General features: G+C 39.8%; 15 protein-coding genes. 11 read left to right on the forward strand and 4 right to left on the reverse strand.

The window, feature by feature from the left end; all coding sequences use genetic code 11:
- Positions 1–41: 41 nt before the first annotated feature.
- From tkt to GPDM_RS09605, 3 genes are all read left to right on the forward strand, one after another.
- Entirely contained in the window at positions 42–2,045 is a 2,004-nt protein-coding gene (gene tkt, locus GPDM_RS09595) for a transketolase (protein ID WP_008430948.1), read from the forward strand.
- Positions 2,046–2,175: 130 nt separating this feature from the next.
- Positions 2,176–2,412: a YneF family protein gene (locus GPDM_RS09600; protein WP_008430949.1), complete on the forward strand. Its 237-nt coding sequence runs from the start codon at positions 2,176–2,178 to the stop codon at positions 2,410–2,412.
- Positions 2,413–2,537: 125 nt separating this feature from the next.
- The gene (locus GPDM_RS09605) at positions 2,538–2,819 is read left to right on the forward strand and encodes a hypothetical protein (protein WP_008430951.1); all 282 of its coding nucleotides are present in this window, start codon (positions 2,538–2,540) and stop codon (positions 2,817–2,819) included.
- 26 nt (positions 2,820–2,845) lie between these two features.
- Here the strand turns inward: GPDM_RS09605 and GPDM_RS09610 are convergent, their stop codons facing one another.
- Positions 2,846–3,820: an alpha/beta hydrolase gene (locus tag GPDM_RS09610; RefSeq protein ID WP_008430954.1), complete on the reverse strand. Its 975-nt coding sequence runs from the start codon at positions 3,818–3,820 to the stop codon at positions 2,846–2,848.
- 12 nt (positions 3,821–3,832) lie between these two features.
- Positions 3,833–4,732 (reverse strand): hydroxymethylglutaryl-CoA lyase, encoded by a 900-nt coding sequence (locus GPDM_RS09615; RefSeq protein ID WP_008430955.1) that lies wholly within the window; start codon positions 4,730–4,732, stop codon positions 3,833–3,835.
- 80 nt (positions 4,733–4,812) lie between these two features.
- Here GPDM_RS09615 and GPDM_RS09620 point away from each other — a divergent pair, with 80 nt between their 5' ends.
- Together GPDM_RS09620 and GPDM_RS09625 are read left to right on the forward strand one after the other, a co-directional pair.
- Positions 4,813–5,997: an acetyl-CoA C-acetyltransferase gene (locus GPDM_RS09620; protein WP_008430957.1), complete on the forward strand. Its 1,185-nt coding sequence runs from the start codon at positions 4,813–4,815 to the stop codon at positions 5,995–5,997.
- Between the two features lie 13 nt (positions 5,998–6,010).
- The gene (locus tag GPDM_RS09625; protein ID WP_008430958.1) at positions 6,011–6,220 is read left to right on the forward strand and encodes a DUF3886 domain-containing protein; all 210 of its coding nucleotides are present in this window, start codon (positions 6,011–6,013) and stop codon (positions 6,218–6,220) included.
- Between the two features lie 57 nt (positions 6,221–6,277).
- On the opposite strand, the gene GPDM_RS09630 is transcribed toward GPDM_RS09625, so the two are convergent.
- Together GPDM_RS09630 and GPDM_RS09635 are read right to left on the reverse strand one after the other, a co-directional pair.
- Complete coding sequence (locus GPDM_RS09630; RefSeq protein ID WP_008430960.1) at positions 6,278–8,641, reverse strand: S-layer homology domain-containing protein; 2,364 nt, start codon at positions 8,639–8,641, stop codon at positions 6,278–6,280.
- A gap of 383 nt (positions 8,642–9,024) precedes the next feature.
- The gene (locus GPDM_RS09635; RefSeq protein WP_008430962.1) at positions 9,025–9,927 is read right to left on the reverse strand and encodes an aldo/keto reductase; all 903 of its coding nucleotides are present in this window, start codon (positions 9,925–9,927) and stop codon (positions 9,025–9,027) included.
- 81 nt (positions 9,928–10,008) lie between these two features.
- Between GPDM_RS09635 and GPDM_RS09640 the strand changes: the two genes are divergently transcribed.
- The 6 genes from GPDM_RS09640 (at position 10,009) to lysA (ending at position 16,129) form a co-directional block, all read left to right on the forward strand.
- Entirely contained in the window at positions 10,009–10,560 is a 552-nt protein-coding gene (locus tag GPDM_RS09640; RefSeq protein ID WP_008430963.1) for an NUDIX domain-containing protein, read from the forward strand.
- A 104-nt stretch (positions 10,561–10,664) separates the two neighbouring features.
- A complete protein-coding gene (fur, locus tag GPDM_RS09645; protein ID WP_008430965.1) occupies positions 10,665–11,126 on the forward strand; it encodes a ferric iron uptake transcriptional regulator in 462 nt (153 codons plus the stop codon).
- An 88-nt stretch (positions 11,127–11,214) separates the two neighbouring features.
- A complete protein-coding gene (xerD, locus tag GPDM_RS09650; RefSeq protein WP_008430966.1) occupies positions 11,215–12,117 on the forward strand; it encodes a site-specific tyrosine recombinase XerD in 903 nt (300 codons plus the stop codon).
- Between the two features lie 67 nt (positions 12,118–12,184).
- A complete protein-coding gene (gene deoB / locus GPDM_RS09655; RefSeq protein ID WP_008430968.1) occupies positions 12,185–13,372 on the forward strand; it encodes a phosphopentomutase in 1,188 nt (395 codons plus the stop codon).
- Positions 13,373–13,432: 60 nt separating this feature from the next.
- Entirely contained in the window at positions 13,433–14,737 is a 1,305-nt protein-coding gene (locus GPDM_RS09660) for a pyrimidine-nucleoside phosphorylase (RefSeq protein WP_008430969.1), read from the forward strand.
- Positions 14,738–14,806: 69 nt separating this feature from the next.
- Complete coding sequence (gene lysA, locus GPDM_RS09665; RefSeq protein ID WP_008430970.1) at positions 14,807–16,129, forward strand: diaminopimelate decarboxylase; 1,323 nt, start codon at positions 14,807–14,809, stop codon at positions 16,127–16,129.
- Positions 16,130–16,187: the final 58 nt, after the last annotated feature.

The raw sequence follows: 16,187 nt of genomic DNA on the forward strand, positions 1-16,187 counted from the left end.
CTAGAATAGGATTAAATTTTTGTTTGAGAGAGGATGTTACTATGTCAACCCACGCAGATCAACTTGCAGTAACAACAATTCGTACGCTTTCCATCGATGCTATTGAAAAAGCAAATTCTGGTCATCCAGGATTGCCAATGGGCGCAGCTCCAATGGCGTATACATTGTGGACGAAACACATGAACCATAACCCGAAAAATCCGGACTGGTTTAACCGTGACCGTTTTGTGTTATCGGCAGGACATGGTTCCATGCTTTTATATAGCTTGCTTCATTTAAGCGGTTATGGCTTGGAAATGGATGAAATTAAAAACTTCCGTCAATGGGATTCAAAAACACCGGGTCACCCGGAATTTGGTCACACTGTAGGTGTTGAAGCAACAACTGGACCACTTGGCCAAGGAATTGGTATGGCCGTTGGTATGGCGATGGCTGAACGTCACTTAGCAGCTACATACAACAAAGAAGGCATGAACATCGTAGATCACAACACATTCGCTTTATGCGGAGATGGTGATTTAATGGAAGGTGTTGCGGGAGAAGCAATCTCTCTTGCAGGTCATTTAAAGTTAAATAAATTAGTAGTTCTTTACGATAGCAATGACATCTCATTAGATGGACCACTGGGCAAAAGTTTTTCTGAAAACGTTCAAAAACGTTTTGAGTCATATGGCTGGAACTACTTGCGCGTAGATGATGGCAACGAAATGGGTGATTTGTCTGAAAAAATTGCACAAGCGAAGCAATCTTCAGACAAACCAACATTAATCGAAGTCAAAACAGTAATTGGTTACGGGTCTCCAAACAAATCTGGTAAAGCAGATTCACACGGAGCACCACTTGGTGAAGATGAAATGAAATTAACAAAAGAAAATTACAAGTGGACATTTGAAGAATCGTTCCACGTACCAGAAGAAGTTTATGAAACATTTGAACAAGCTACTCAAGAATTGGGAGCAAAAGCTGAATCTGAATGGAACGAATTATACGCTCAATACGAATCAGCACACCCGGAACTAGCTAAACAATTGCAAATGGCTATTCGTGGGGAACTTCCAGAAAACTTTGATTCAGAATTCCCAACATACGAAGCTGGCAAGAAACAAGCAACGCGTGCTTCGTCTGGAGACATGATCAATGCAATCGCTAAAACGGTTCCGTCATTCTTTGGTGGTAGTGCTGACCTTGCAGGGTCTAACAAAACAAACATCAAAGGTGCAGGCGACTTTGACGCTGAACACCCTGAAGGCCGTAACATTTGGTTTGGTGTTCGTGAATTCGCAATGGGTGCTGCATTAAACGGTATGGCACTTCACGGTGGACTACATGTATTTGGTGGAACGTTCTTCGTCTTCAGTGACTATGTTCGTCCAGCGATTCGCTTAGCTGCTTTAATGGGTCTTCCTGTAACATACGTGTTCACGCATGACAGTGTAGCTGTAGGGGAAGATGGTCCAACGCACGAGCCGGTTGAACATTTAGCTTCTCTACGTGCAATGCCAAACTTGAGCGTTGTCCGTCCTGCAGATGCAAACGAAACAAAAGCGGCATGGCGTTTAGCGTTAACAGCTAAAACAACACCAACTCTTTTAGTTTTATCGCGTCAAGATTTACCGATTTTAGAAAACAGCGGGGAACTAGCAGAAGCAGGCGTTGAAAAAGGCGCTTATGTAGTATCGCCTGTTGAAAACCCACAAGCATTGTTGTTAGCGACTGGATCTGAAGTTGGTTTAGCTGTTGCAGCTCAAAAGCAATTGGCTGAAGAAGGCATCAATGTATCTGTTGTTTCAATGCCATCATGGGATCGTTTCGAAAAACAAGACAAAGAATACAAGCAATCTGTTATTCCGAAAACTGTTAAAAAACGTCTAGCGATTGAAGTAGGTACTTCATTCGGATGGGATCGTTATACAGGTGACGAAGGCGATATTCTAGCAATCGATCGTTTTGGCGCAAGTGCACCAGGCGAACGCATTATGGAAGAGCTTGGATTTACTGTTGAAAACGTTGCAAACAAAGTGAAAAACTTGATTAACGAACAGTAAAATGAGGAATGGGAGCAGTTATGGCTCCCATTTTTTTATTATTTTTCTACTTATGGTCACAATACTTTTTTTATAGTATAATCCATTGTGGTGCACTACTTATTTACGCAACACGAAGGAGGTAACAAGAATGGATACATGGATCTGGATCGTAATCGTTATCGTGGCTTTACTCGCAGGTGTTGCACTTGGATTCTATATCGCACGTCGATATATGATGAAATATTTGCAAGATAACCCACCAATCAATGAAGAAATGCTACGAATCATGATGATGCAAATGGGACAAAAACCGTCTCAGAAAAAAATCAATCAAATGATGTCTCAAATGAATAAAGCATCAACTAAACCAAGAAAAAAAAGTTAAAAAATAAAAAGTACTCTCCGGAGTGCTTTTTTTATTTTGTCGTAGTTTGCTATTAGATTTAACGAGAACGGGTATTGTGGCAATAAGTACCCATATTCACGTTATAACTAAAGGAGGAATGCAAAATGGCAGAAAATGAAGAGTTGAAGTTTTACTTGCCGGTCATAGAAGAAGATAAAAAAGAGGCAGGAAAGTTTCATCTTGAAAATGAGCGTGTTAAAAAAGCATTTCCGGTTTCTTTGGATAAGATTCAAGAATTGGTGCAAGATATGACAGATTACAACTTAGACACGATTGAGCTGCATGTTACAGGTATTGTGAAAAGTGGACCCATTACTGAGTTATTTATTGGTCTAGAGGGAGAAGCTGGCATGAAGTTAGTTTTAAACAGAAATAAAAACACATAAGAAAAGCACTCCGCGGAGTGCTTTTCTTATGTGCTGGTAAAATTAACTGAAGAAGACATTGGAATTTTTTTCTGATTAGGCGTTAAAAGTCCATATTTCATTAAAAATTCTGCTACGGTTTCTTCATATTCTTCTGGGTTTTTGTTGAAAGATTGGGCATGTGCACCTTCAGAAAACAGCTTCAACTCTTTTGGACCTTGTTTTAAGGCGAAAAGTTCTTCGCTCATTTTAGGCAAAACAAAATCATCATTGATGCTGTGTATAAAAAGTACGGGATTCTTAATGTTTTTAACGGTTTCTCGAGGCGATACTGTAGAAATCGAATACCCATCACGCATTTTCATGAAAAGACTTGCGAGTCTTAATGCTAAAGTCGTGCGTAAAGGTGTCGTCGTTCGCATGACGTGCAGAATTTGTTCGGATATATCGGAATATGCACAATCGGAAATATAGAAATTTGCGGTATCCTCCATACCGCCGTACAAAAGAGTAGTCGCGGCTCCCATTGATTCACCGTGTATGCCGAAAAATAAATCGGGTCCCACGTGTAGCTCGAGTGCCTTTACAACCGCTTTTAAATCGAGTTTTTCAAAATGCCCAAAACTGGTAGTTTTCCCGCCGGAATCGCCGTGTCGCCGATGATCGTAAACGACCGAGTTAAATCCCAAATGTTCGAACATCCGAGCGAATCTAAAAGAATTCACTTTTGATTCCGTGACTCCGTGACAAATGATGACATACCGGTTTGTGTTATGAGGTTCCAAAAAAATAGCTTTAATCGGATAACCGTTGTCTGATTCGACCCACTGTTCACTTTTTGGCACGTTTGCATACCAGGCCTCGTCATAGCGTTTCGCCGTAATTTCTCTCTCCAAAATTAATTGATCATCTTTTTTCTTTACATACATGATTCGATTGCTGGCGATGATTCCTACGACGGTAGCCGATGCGGTTAAAACACTAGAAACAATTGCTGAAGTCCAGATTAATCTTTTCTTCATCGCGTTAGCTCCTTAAGATTGATTTTTGTATAACGTGTACATGCCTGTCGTAACCGGATTTGTTACGTGAGGCTCTATTTTTTCGATAGCTGCACAAAGAAGGTCTAAATCAATTCCTGTTTGTATGTTCATCCGGTGAAGCATATTAACAACGTCTTCCGTCGCTACATTGCCTGTTGCTCCCGGAGCAAAAGGACAGCCGCCTAAACCGCCTGCAGAGGCATCGAAACGGGTAACACCTGCTTGCAAGGCTGAAACGATATTAGCTAAAGCCATTCTTCGTGTATCGTGAAAATGAGCGGTCATCATCACTTGTGGAAATTCATTAACAAGTTTTGTAAATAAATCATAACTTTCTTTCGGACTAGCCATTCCAATTGTGTCTGCCACACTCAATTCGTCGATACCCCAATCGACAAATTCACGACAAAGATCAATTGTCGCTTCAGGCGAAATAGCGCCTTCAAAAGGACAGTAAAACGCAGTAGAAATGCAGGCGCGTACAAAAATCCCTTGTTTTTTTAAATCAAGAATGAGCGGCTTTAAGGCAGCCATACTTTCTTGTGTCGTTTTATTAATATTTTTTTGATTAAACGTATTAGAAACACCTACAAAAACAGCAAGTGATTGTGCACCAGATTCGAGAGCAGTATGAATGCCTCGTTTGTTCGGAGTTAACACAAACTGTCGACCCATTTTTTCTGTCCTGGCGACTATGTCTTGAGAATCTGCCATTTGAGGCACCCATTTTGGCGACACAAATGAAGTTAGCTCCATTTCTTGGATGCCCGCTTTTTGTAAAGCACTGATAAATTGAAGTTTATCCTCTGTTTGAACAAGTTTTGCTTCGTTTTGAAGACCATCTCGTGGCCCAACCTCGATAATCGTAGCATTTTTTGGTAAACTGAACATAGTATCCCCCCTATTATCTATTGTATAGAGGAGTGGGATGAAAGAGCAACTAGCAAACAATCATTCAAGGGGGAAATTTCATGTCACAAGAAATCGTTATTGTAAGCGCTGTCCGAACTGCAGTTGGATCATTTCAAGGGTCACTTAAAGATGTTCCAGCTACAAAATTAGGGGAAATCGTGATTAAAGAGGCATTAAAACGTGCAAGCATTCAACCAGACCAAGTCTCAGAAGTTATTATGGGAAATGTACTCCAAGCAGGACTTGGTCAAAATCCGGCTCGTCAAGCGTCAATTAACGCAGGACTTCCGGAAACGGTGCCAGCAATGACCATCAATAAAGTGTGTGGTTCTGGATTAAAATCTATCCAATTAGCTTACCAAGCAATTTATGCAGGAGATGCAGAAATCGTGGTAGCGGGCGGAATGGAAAATATGAGCCGAGCACCTTATTTAATGGAAAATGCACGTAGCGGTTTCCGTATGGGAGATCAAAAAGTTGTCGACAGCATGCTTGTTGATGGATTGACATGTGCATTTAATGACTATCATATGGGTGTTACAGCAGAAAATTTATGTAGCCGATATGATATTACGCGAGAAGAGCAAGATAAATTCGCGGCGCGTTCACAAGCGCGTGCAGCGGCTGCAATTGAATCGGGACGCTTTAACGATGAAATCGTACCTGTGGAAATTCCCCAACGCAAAGGAGACCCGATCGTCTTTAAAACAGATGAATACGTGAAGAGCAGCTCGAACGAAGAAAAGTTAGGGAAATTGCGTCCGGCGTTCAAAAAAGATGGCAGCGTAACGGCAGGGAATTCGTCAGGCATTAACGACGGCGCAGCTGCAGTTGTTGTGATGTCAAAAGCGAAAGCTGAGGAACTAGGATTAACACCGCTTGCGACAGTTGTATCAAGTGGAACAGCAGGAGTGGACCCAGCTGTTATGGGAATTGGTCCTGTACAAGCAGTGAAAAATGCGTTGACTAAGGCGAATATGTCACTAGGTGATATTGAGTTGATCGAAGCGAACGAAGCATTTGCGGCTCAGTCAATTTCTGTTGATCGTGAATTAGAATTTAACCATGATATTTTAAATGTTAATGGTGGAGCGATTGCGATTGGTCACCCGATTGGTGCAAGTGGTACACGCATCTTCGTTACGTTATTGCACGAAATGATTAAACGTGATGCGAAGACAGGTCTTGCGACTTTATGTATTGGTGGCGGCCAAGGAATCGCAACTGTCATTAAACGTTCTTAAGGAGAGAAAACCTGTGGCTAAAAGAAAAGAAGAAACTAACGGTTTATTTTCAGAAGACATGTTGTCAAAATTGAAAGAAACAAAAAAAGAACTGCTCAAAGAAGAACAAAAATTAGAAGAAGAAAAAGAAGCCCAGCGCTTATTCGAGCGGAAAGAACGTGAGAAGAATTTGTCGTTCGCGGAATTGCTAGAACGTCATGGTGATAAAAGGAATAAGTTTTAATGTGAATGATTGATATAAAACTTAAAAAAGGAGCCTGCAAATGCAGGCTCCTTTTTCTCATTGCTTATTAGTGTAAGTTAATGCTCTGTCCATAAAGACGGCGAACTCGGCTCTAGTGACATCGGCTTTTGGATTGAACTTCCCATCGGGTGAACCGACAGTAATTCCTGCAGCGTATAATGCATCAATATATGGATCGGACCATCCGTTTGGATCAACGTCTGGGAATTTGTGAGACCCTTTTGCATTGATATCAAATGCCACTACAAGTACTTTTGCCATTTCTTGGCGTGTAAGCATACCGGCAGGGCGGAATTTGTTGTCGTATCCTTCAACAATGCCAGCTTGCTGAGTTGCCATGATTGGTTCGAAATATTTATAGCCTACAGGAACATCGCTAAACAATTTGTATGGTGGTTTGCTTTTCAGTTCTGGTAAAGCACGTGTGAACATTAGCGAAACGTGTTGTCTTTCAATGCTATTTCTCCATTTAAACGTTTTGTCTGGGTAACCTTGAATAATTCCTTTGCCAGCCATACGTTCAATTGCTTCGTATGCCCAGTCAGGTTTTTCGGGTGTAACATCTGGGAATGTAGGTTTAGATGGTTCTGGCTCTGGCTCTGGTTCCGGCTCTGGCTCTGGCTCTGGTTCTGGATCAGGTTCTTTTACGCCAGTTGTAAACTGGTAAACTGGGGATTTTTCATTTTCTCCAGCAGCATTAATCATAGTTATATACCATTGATAGTTTGTTTTTTCGTTCAGGCCTTTCCATTGAACAGTAGCTTTATCGCCTGATTTTACATTTTTAACTTGTCCAATCGTTTGATCTGTGTAGATATTAACTGCTAAGTAATCTGTCTCAATTTGTCTTGGATTTGGTTTAGCTTCGACATCAGCTAAATCAAAATTAGCAGTAAAGCTTTCTTTCGCTGGGTCAAATTGATCGAAATCGTAATCGTTTAGATATGGAGAATACGAAACGAAATCTAACGTTTCATCCGTTGGATCGAATGTCAGCAAACGCAAATAACCTTGTCCACGATCAGGAGGGAGATTACCTTGGTGATTTGCTAGAACTTCTAACACTTCACGATTTGTGCCATCTGCATTCTCAACTTGTTTTACACGATAATTTGCACCGTGATGGTGACCGCTAAGAACCATTTTGACATTTTCGTTAGGGTTAACAATTTCTCTATTAACAGTTCGAGCAGTATCAGTTACATATTGATTTAAAGAGTTAATGTTTTCGTGCATACCAACAATTGCATTGCGATCAGCATGTTGTTTTAACACTTTATTTGCCCAGTCTACAGTTTCTTGTGATCCGTCTTTTCCGAAACCAAGATAAAGCATAATGAAATCATGATCTCCAAATGAGAATAGATCGTAATGATTTTGATTTTCCTCGTTCATGGCTTCTCCAAACCAAGGTTTATCTTTAAAACGATCGACTCCTGCATATTGTCCGAAGCGTGAATAATCATAAATTTTTTGTGTGCGATCTGGCATGACATCTCTATTTCCTGCAAGAACGCCATAAGGTATATTAGCGGCATCCATTCGGTCTAGATTCGTTTTTGCGATTTCCCATTGTTCAATTTCTTCGTACCGATTGATAAGGTCACCTGTATGCATGGCATACTCAAATTTCCCTTTTTTAAATTCAGCTATCATCCAGTCAGTCATAGATGTCCAAATTTCAGGGTAATCTTCTGCATAGTACTGGGTGTCAGTAAACCATAACATTGTAAAGTCTTTGTCATTAGAGTTCGTCACAGTTCCAGAATCATGAACCATCGCTTGAACTTGGCCGTCTCTTACAAACCTATCAACTTCTATTTCGGCTGACAAAGTTATTTCTTTACCTTGAGCATTCCCTTCTTTTTGGCTTAAGGCTACCCAATTCCCAGCTTTATAGTCCCATGCCGATAAGTTCGCTAAGCCATTTGCTAAGGTTTTGCCTTCCCAATAAATCTCAATTACATTTCCGGCGGCCATGTTTTTAGATACATCAACGACAAAACGTTGAGAGGGGAAACCATTATTGCTTTTAGTAATCGCTGTTTTGTTGTCATTAGCGGCAATGGCCTCGATTTTAGTACCCGTTAAAGGAGTTGCGTCTGTTTGAATAGCAACAGAGATAGGATTCTCAACAGAGTCATTTTCAAAAGCTGTCATGCTCTTACTACTAGCAAAGTCGTATTTGTAACCTTGTTTAAAGTCGACTGTGTTAATAGTTTCTCCTGAAGCGTTTTTAATAATCGCTTCTAACGTTGGATTCAAACTGACATCTGCTGCATAGTCAGCGGGTTTTACATTGCTTGGGTCTTCAAAAGTAGTGGCTGCTAATGGTGCCAAACTGGCATTGGTTAGTACTAATGTTAATACAGCAGCAGTAGTAAAAATCTTCTTTATCATTTTTCATCCTCCTTTAATGGGTATTGCATCCAATCTGTGAAACCTTTTTTCCTTACGACAATAAGGGTACTATTACCTATAGAATTCCTTCCTTGTTTTAATAATTCACTTAAAAGTGATTCTATCTATTCATAATAACAAAGAAAAATTAAAAAACAACTTATTTTTCCATATTTTTAGAATATTTAGTGTTCTTTTTTCATTTTGTTGACATAGACTATTGTCACTACTAGGTTTTAAGAATTTTTTTAATTTATCTTAATTGGAAATTCTAAATAATTATCGCTTCACCTTTTAAGCAAATACAAATAGGCATAGAGCTCCGTTAAAAATTGGAGGTCTATGCCTATTGTGAATTTTGTTAACATATGTCGCCAAAACGTTTAGTTTCGATGTTCTTTATAAATATCTTGACGTGTTACGGTTTTTGCTTGTTCTATTTGATCTTGTGAGACAGTGGATTCATAAGCTTTTATGGTCGATTTGATTTGTTCTGGAGAGCTTGCACCCGTTACTACTGCTCCAATCGCTTTGTGCTGCAAGACGCTATGGAGTGATAAAGCATGTAGATTGTCATGAATGTTCATAAGCTTTTGTAATGTGTGTTTTAATTCTTCTGACTCGTAAGTTAAATAGCCACCGGTTTTATTTGCACGCTCAAGTCCTTCAGCGGTTAGCAAACCTTTTGCTAATGTGCCGCGCGTCATCACGGACCTACCTGATTGATGTATACTATCAAGCAGCTCTTCTGGGCGGCGGTCTAGTAAGCTATATTGCATCATAATAGAAGCAATCTCGCTTTCTGTTAAAAATCGATTGATCACATTTGGCCGAATTGATGAAATCCCATAAGCGCGTATTAAACCTTCTTTTTTTAATTCTTCAAAAGCTTCAATGGTTTCTAAAGAGTTGTCGGTGATCATGCCTCCGTGCAATTGATACAAGTCGATATAATCTGTTTGCAATCGTTTTAAACTTGTGTGAATTTGCTTTTTAATGTAGTCCTTAGTTGGGTTCCACTGGACTTCGTCTGAATCTGGATCCCATTGGTTACCTACTTTAGTGGCGAGGATGACATCATTTCGATGATGCTTTAATACCTTGCCGACAACTTTTTCGTTTTCCCCTTTGTCGTATAAGTCTGCCGTATCGAAATAATTAATCCCGTGAGCAATTGCTTCATCAACAACACGTCCCGCTTCTTTTTCGTTAGTTGGTAAAGACATGCAGCCAAAGCCAATTTCACTTACTTCAAGTCCACTTTTTCCTAATTGTCTTTTCTTCATCTTTTCCCACCTCATTTAGTCTGTCGTCTCTAATATGGTATACTTTTTGTCAGAGAAACCACAAATGAAAAGAGGGTTCCAATGAAGAAGTTTGAAGAAAAAACAATTCATTCCAATCGTTTATATGAAGGAAAAGTGATTAATCTAAAAGTAGACGATGTATCACTTCCAAATGGCCATACGTCAAAACGCGAATTGGTTGAGCATCCAGGGGCAGTTGCCATTATTGCAATTACACCTAATAACAAAATAATTCTTGTAGAGCAGTATCGTAAAGCGCTAGAACGATCTTTAGTTGAAATTCCAGCTGGTAAGCTCGAACCAGGCGAAGCTCCTGAAACGACTGCCATGCGCGAATTAGAAGAAGAAACAGGATATACTGCAGAAAAGTTAGTAAAACTTCAAACGTTTGCGACTTCTCCAGGATTTGCGGATGAAGTGGTTCATTTGTTCGTAGCGGAAGGTTTAAGCAAAGCAACAAATGGAGCAGTTTTAGATGACGATGAGTTTGTCGAATTGATGGAAGTTACATTAGAAGAAGCAGAGCAAATGGTAATAGATGAAAGAATTTATGATGCCAAAACTGCGTTTGCTGTGTTGTGGGCAAAACAACGATTATCAATTGAGAATTGAAACTATTATCACTTTATAACGATTATCAATAAACAATGAATAGTATTGTTGTAATTGAGAACTCCCTTTTGATATAATAAAGGCAGTTTGAGGGAGGGCGTCGCATGGAAACTAGAATCGACCGCATAAAAAAACAATTACACGCTGCGAGTTACAAATTGACGCCACAGCGTGAAGCAACAGTTCGAGTTTTGTTGGACCATGAAGAAGACCATTTGAGTGCGGAAGACGTCTATCTTTTAGTAAAAGACATTGCACCAGAAATTGGATTGGCAACAGTATACCGGACATTAGAACTTTTAACGGAATTGAAAATTGTCGACAAAATAAATTTCGGTGATGGTGTGTCACGATATGATTTAAGACAAGAAGGTGCGGCACATTTCCATCATCATCTTGTGTGTTTGGAATGTGGAGCGGTAGACGAGATACAAGAAGATCTTTTAGAAGATGTGGAGAACATAGTAGAGAAACGCTGGAATTTCCAAATTAAAGACCACCGTCTTACTTTCCATGGCATCTGCTGGCGCTGCAACGACAGCAATTCTCAAAATCCATCAGAATAACTGATGCCAACAAGGACGGCCCATACTGGCCGTCCTTTTATTGTGGGAAAACCCATATGTATACGTAGCAGGTGAAGGAGGCAGACACATGAATTTTGGCAAAGATGCACTCGATGATTATATACATTTTTTACGTGTTGAAAGACAGCTTGCGGATAATACATTATCGTCTTATGAACGCGACTTGAAAGTATATTTGCAGTATTTAAAAGAAGTAGAGCAATTAGAGTCTTTGAAAAAAGTAGAACGTGTGCATATATTAAATCATTTACGTCATTTAAAAGAAACAACTAAAACGCCACGAACAGTAGCGCGCCATATATCTTCAATTCGTTCTTTTCATCAATTTATGATTCGTGAACGAATCGTTGAAACGGATCCAACTGTTCACTTGGAAATGCCTCAAATGGACAAAAAATTACCGAACATTTTATCTATTGAAGAAGTTGATGCATTAATACAAGTACCAGCAACCAATAAAGCGAATGGCTTACGTGATCAAGCGATGTTGGAATTATTGTATGCGAGCGGAATGCGTGTCAGTGAATGCATTAATCTTGATATAGAAGATGTGCATTTAACGATGGGTTTTGTCCGCTGTACAGGTAAAGGTGGAAAAGAACGAATTATTCCTCTAGGCAAATCTGCTTTAACATCTTGTCAAACCTATCTAGAGCAAGGACGGATAGATTTAGTGAAAAGTGGCGAAAAGACAGATGCCCTATTTATCAATCAACGAGGCAAACGCTTAACTCGTCAAGGGTTTTGGAAACTTCTAAAGCAACACGCCCAAAAAGCAGGTATACAAAAAGAGTTAACACCGCATACACTGCGTCATTCTTTTGCGACACATCTATTAGAAAATGGAGCGGATATTCGCGCGGTACAAGAAATGCTAGGTCATGCAGATATATCTACAACTCAAATTTATACGCATGTGAGTAAAACGCGCTTAAAGGACGTTTATTCTCAATTCCACCCACGTGCATAAAAAAGGTCTGACTTCCGACAATAGTAGTAACTGTGGTAAACTAGAAGCAAAATAAGGAGGAATACTTATGACGACACAACCATTTAAACGCGTTCATTTAGTAGTATTAGATTCAGTGGGCATTGGAGAAGCACCAGACGCTGAAGCATATGGAGATAAAGGTTCAGATACACTTGGACATATTGCAGAATCTGTAGGCGGATTGAACATGCCGAACATGGAGAATTTAGGACTAGGAAACATCGTTTCTGTGAAAGGGCTTGCAAACGTAGATTCCCCAGCTGCTTATTATGGGAAATTGCAGGAAGCTTCAGTCGGAAAAGATACAATGACTGGGCATTGGGAAATTATGGGCTTGAATATTGATACGCCGTTCAAAGTGTATCCGGGCGGCTTTCCAAAAGAATTAATCGAACAACTTGAAGAAAAAACAGGTCGTAAAGTAATTGGTAATAAACCAGCAAGTGGAACGGAAATTTTAGATGAGCTTGGTCAAGAACATATGGAAACAGGCGCAATTATCGTCTACACTTCAGCAGATCCTGTGTTACAAATTGCAGCTCATGAGGAAATCATTCCGTTAGAAGAACTTTACCGCATTTGTGAAATTGCACGTGAATTGACATTGGCTCCTGAATATTTAGTAGGCCGTATAATTGCGCGTCCATTTCTTGGTGAACCTGGAGCATTCAAGCGAACATCAAACCGTCACGACTATGCTTTAGCGCCATTTGATCGTACAGTTATGAACGAGTTAAAAGATGGTGGAAAAGATGTGATCGCGATTGGGAAAATCGATGACATTTATAACGGAGCCGGTGTAACAAAAGCGATTCGCACAAAAGATAATATGGATGGCATGGATAAACTAGTACAAGTTGTAAAAGAAGATTTTAATGGATTAAGCTTTTTGAACTTAGTTGATTTTGATGCACTTTATGGTCATAGAAGAAATCCTCAAGGGTATGGAGATGCGTTAGAAGCGTTTGATGTACGTCTTCCAGAAGTATTAGAAAACATGCAGCAAGATGATTTGTTAATCATTACAGCTGATCACGGAAATGACCCGACATTCCCAGGGACAGACCATACACGTGAATATGTACCGCTTTTAGCTTACTCTCCACGTTTTACAGGCGGAAAAGAGTTGGAAACAGGTAAAACTTTTGCTGACATCGGTGCTACGATTGCTGAAAACTTCTCAGTAGAAATGCCTAAATTCGGTACAAGCTTTTTATCTCGCATTAACCAATAAGTATACAACTGAAATGCAATTTAACTGCGCGAAAATTAAATGGAGAAGGCGGTAATAGGCATGAGAATGGTAGACGTAATCGAAAAGAAACGAGATGGCAGTGAGTTATCAACAGAAGAAATTAAGTTTGTTATTACGGGATATACAAATGGTGAAATTTCTGATTACCAAATGAGCGCTTTCCTAATGGCGGTTTATTTTCAAAATATGACAGAACGTGAACGTGCAGACTTAACAATGGCGATGGCAGAGTCGGGCGACCAAATCGACTTATCAGCTATTGAAGGCATCAAAGTCGACAAGCATTCTACGGGTGGTGTTGGCGACACGACAACTTTAGTTTTAGGACCACTAGTTGCTGCGTGTGGGGTTCCGGTTGCTAAAATGAGCGGGCGCGGACTTGGTCATACCGGTGGAACAATCGATAAATTAGAAGCAATCGATGGTTTCCACGTTGAACTTTCAACAGAAGATTTTATCAAACAAGTAAATGATCATAAATTAGCGGTAATCGGACAAAGTGGAAACTTGACTCCTGCTGATAAAAAAATGTATGCGTTGCGTGATGTAACAGGTACTGTTAACAGCATTCCGTTGATTGCAAGTTCAATTATGAGCAAGAAAATTGCAGCCGGAGCGGATGCTATCGTGTTAGATGTGAAAACTGGCGAAGGTGCATTTATGAAAACGCCGGAAGACGCGAAAGAACTAGCGCATGCTATGGTTGGAATCGGCAATGCAACCGGTAGAAAAACAATGGCGATTATATCTGATATGAGCCAACCTCTTGGATTTGCTATAGGAAATGCATTGGAAGTTAAAGAAGCCATTGAAACGCTTCAAGGCAATGGACCAGAAGATTTAACTGAATTGTGCATGGTACTTGGCAGTCAAATGGTCGTTGTTGGCGGAAAAGCAGAAACACTTGAAGAAGCGCGCACTATGTTAGAAAAAGTCATTGAAAATGGACAGGCTTTAGAAATGTTCAAGCAATTTATTAAAGATCAAGGTGGAAATCCTGCAGTAGTAGACGATGTCACATTATTGCCACAAGCTAAGTTCGTAACGGAAGTCTCTTCAAAAGAAGAAGGCTATATTTCATTTATGGAAGCAGATGAAATTGGAACAGCTGCAATGGTACTTGGTGCAGGGCGTGCAACAAAAGAATCGGAAATTGATTTGGCAGTTGGAATCGTTCTTCGCAAAAAAGTAGGAGACTTCGTAAAAGAGGGAGAGTCAATTGCTACAATTTACTCGAATACAGAAGAGCTCGCAGAATGTTCAAAAATGATATATAATAGTATCGAATATACAAGTGAACCGGTTGAGAAAATCAAACTGATTTCAGCTTTGATAACCGATTGACAAAAAATCTTGCTGGGTAATTGCTCAGCAAGATTTTTCTTATAAAGCTATTATCAGGAGGGGTTTTTATTGCATTTATATGGCACACAAACAATTAATGACCAAGGGCATTTAACAATCGGTGGAACGGATTCAGTAGAGTTGGTGGAAAATTACGGCACACCTCTTTATGTTTACGATATTCAATTATTCCGCGATCGCGCTAAAGCTTTTCAAGAAACGTTTGAGAAAGCAGGAATTGGCTACCAAGTGGCTTATGCTAGTAAGGCTTTTTCGACGATTGCGATATACCAAGTAGCAGCAGAAGAAAAGTTGTCATTAGATGTAGTTTCTGCAGGTGAACTTTATACCGCTGTTAAAGCAGGATTCCCGGTTGAAAAAATTCATTTTCATGGCAATAACAAAAGTATGGAAGAATTACAAATGGCTTTTGAAGTGGGGATTGGCTGCATCGTAGTCGATAACTTTTATGAAATCGAGTTGTTGAAAAAACTCTCTGAGAAATTAAAACAACCTATGAATATTTTGTTGCGTGTTACTCCAGGCATTGAAGCTCATACACATGATTATATTACTACAGGTCAAGAAGATTCGAAGTTTGGTTTTGATTTGAAAAATGGTCAAGCAGACCGTGCATTTGAACAAACATTTGACCACAATTATTTGAACTTATTAGGTCTTCATTGTCATATCGGCTCACAAATCTTTGATACAGGTGCATTTCAATTGGCATCTGAAAAGCTAATGCAGAAAATGGCAAGTTGGAAAGAGCAATTCAATTATACCTGTCCTGTTTTAAACCTTGGTGGAGGTTTTGGAATTCGATATACAGAAGAAGACACGCCACTTGAACCAGCTGTTTATGTTGAACAAATGATTGAAACAGTAAAACAAACAGCAAATGCTTCTGGATACCCAATTCCTGAAATTTGGATCGAACCAGGCCGTTCGTTAATAGGTGACGCTGGAACGACGCTTTATACAATTGGGTCAACAAAAGAAGTGCCTGGCACTCGGAAATATGCGGCAGTTGATGGAGGCATGTCTGACAATATTCGCCCTGCTTTGTATGGTGCGAAGTATAGCTCGGTAATTGCAAATAACGCAAATGCTCAATTAACTGAGCAATATACGATTGCAGGAAAATGCTGTGAATCTGGAGACAAACTTATTGAACAAGCAGAGCTACCAGCTGTAGCAGCGGGAGATATCTTGGGGATCTTCTGTACCGGAGCTTATGGGTATTCAATGGCGAGTAATTATAACCGGATAGCACGACCAGCTGTTGTTTTTGTCGAAAACGGCGTATCACAGCTTGTGGTAAAACGTGAAACAAATGACGATTTGATCAAACAAGACTTACCTTATTCACAAAAGGCTGCACAAGAATGAGAAAAGGAAATGTCGTATTGCTATTATTTCTACTAGCAATGGCTATTGGCTGGGGAAT

Origin of the sequence: Planococcus donghaensis MPA1U2 (assembly GCF_000189395.1) — a bacterium.
GTDB lineage: Bacteria > Bacillota > Bacilli > Bacillales_A > Planococcaceae > Planococcus > Planococcus donghaensis_B.

Coding starts and splice junctions, on each gene's coding strand:
- tkt (WP_008430948.1), top strand. CDS start 42: ATGTCAACCCACGCAGATCAACTTGCAGTAACAACAATTCGTACGCTT.
- GPDM_RS09600 (WP_008430949.1), top strand. CDS start 2,176: ATGGATACATGGATCTGGATCGTAATCGTTATCGTGGCTTTACTCGCA.
- GPDM_RS09605 (WP_008430951.1), top strand. CDS start 2,538: ATGGCAGAAAATGAAGAGTTGAAGTTTTACTTGCCGGTCATAGAAGAA.
- GPDM_RS09610 (WP_008430954.1), bottom strand. CDS start 3,820: ATGAAGAAAAGATTAATCTGGACTTCAGCAATTGTTTCTAGTGTTTTA.
- GPDM_RS09615 (WP_008430955.1), bottom strand. CDS start 4,732: ATGTTCAGTTTACCAAAAAATGCTACGATTATCGAGGTTGGGCCACGA.
- GPDM_RS09620 (WP_008430957.1), top strand. CDS start 4,813: ATGTCACAAGAAATCGTTATTGTAAGCGCTGTCCGAACTGCAGTTGGA.
- GPDM_RS09630 (WP_008430960.1), bottom strand. CDS start 8,641: ATGATAAAGAAGATTTTTACTACTGCTGCTGTATTAACATTAGTACTA.
- GPDM_RS09635 (WP_008430962.1), bottom strand. CDS start 9,927: ATGAAGAAAAGACAATTAGGAAAAAGTGGACTTGAAGTAAGTGAAATT.
- GPDM_RS09640 (WP_008430963.1), top strand. CDS start 10,009: ATGAAGAAGTTTGAAGAAAAAACAATTCATTCCAATCGTTTATATGAA.
- fur (WP_008430965.1), top strand. CDS start 10,665: ATGGAAACTAGAATCGACCGCATAAAAAAACAATTACACGCTGCGAGT.
- xerD (WP_008430966.1), top strand. CDS start 11,215: ATGAATTTTGGCAAAGATGCACTCGATGATTATATACATTTTTTACGT.
- deoB (WP_008430968.1), top strand. CDS start 12,185: ATGACGACACAACCATTTAAACGCGTTCATTTAGTAGTATTAGATTCA.
- GPDM_RS09660 (WP_008430969.1), top strand. CDS start 13,433: ATGAGAATGGTAGACGTAATCGAAAAGAAACGAGATGGCAGTGAGTTA.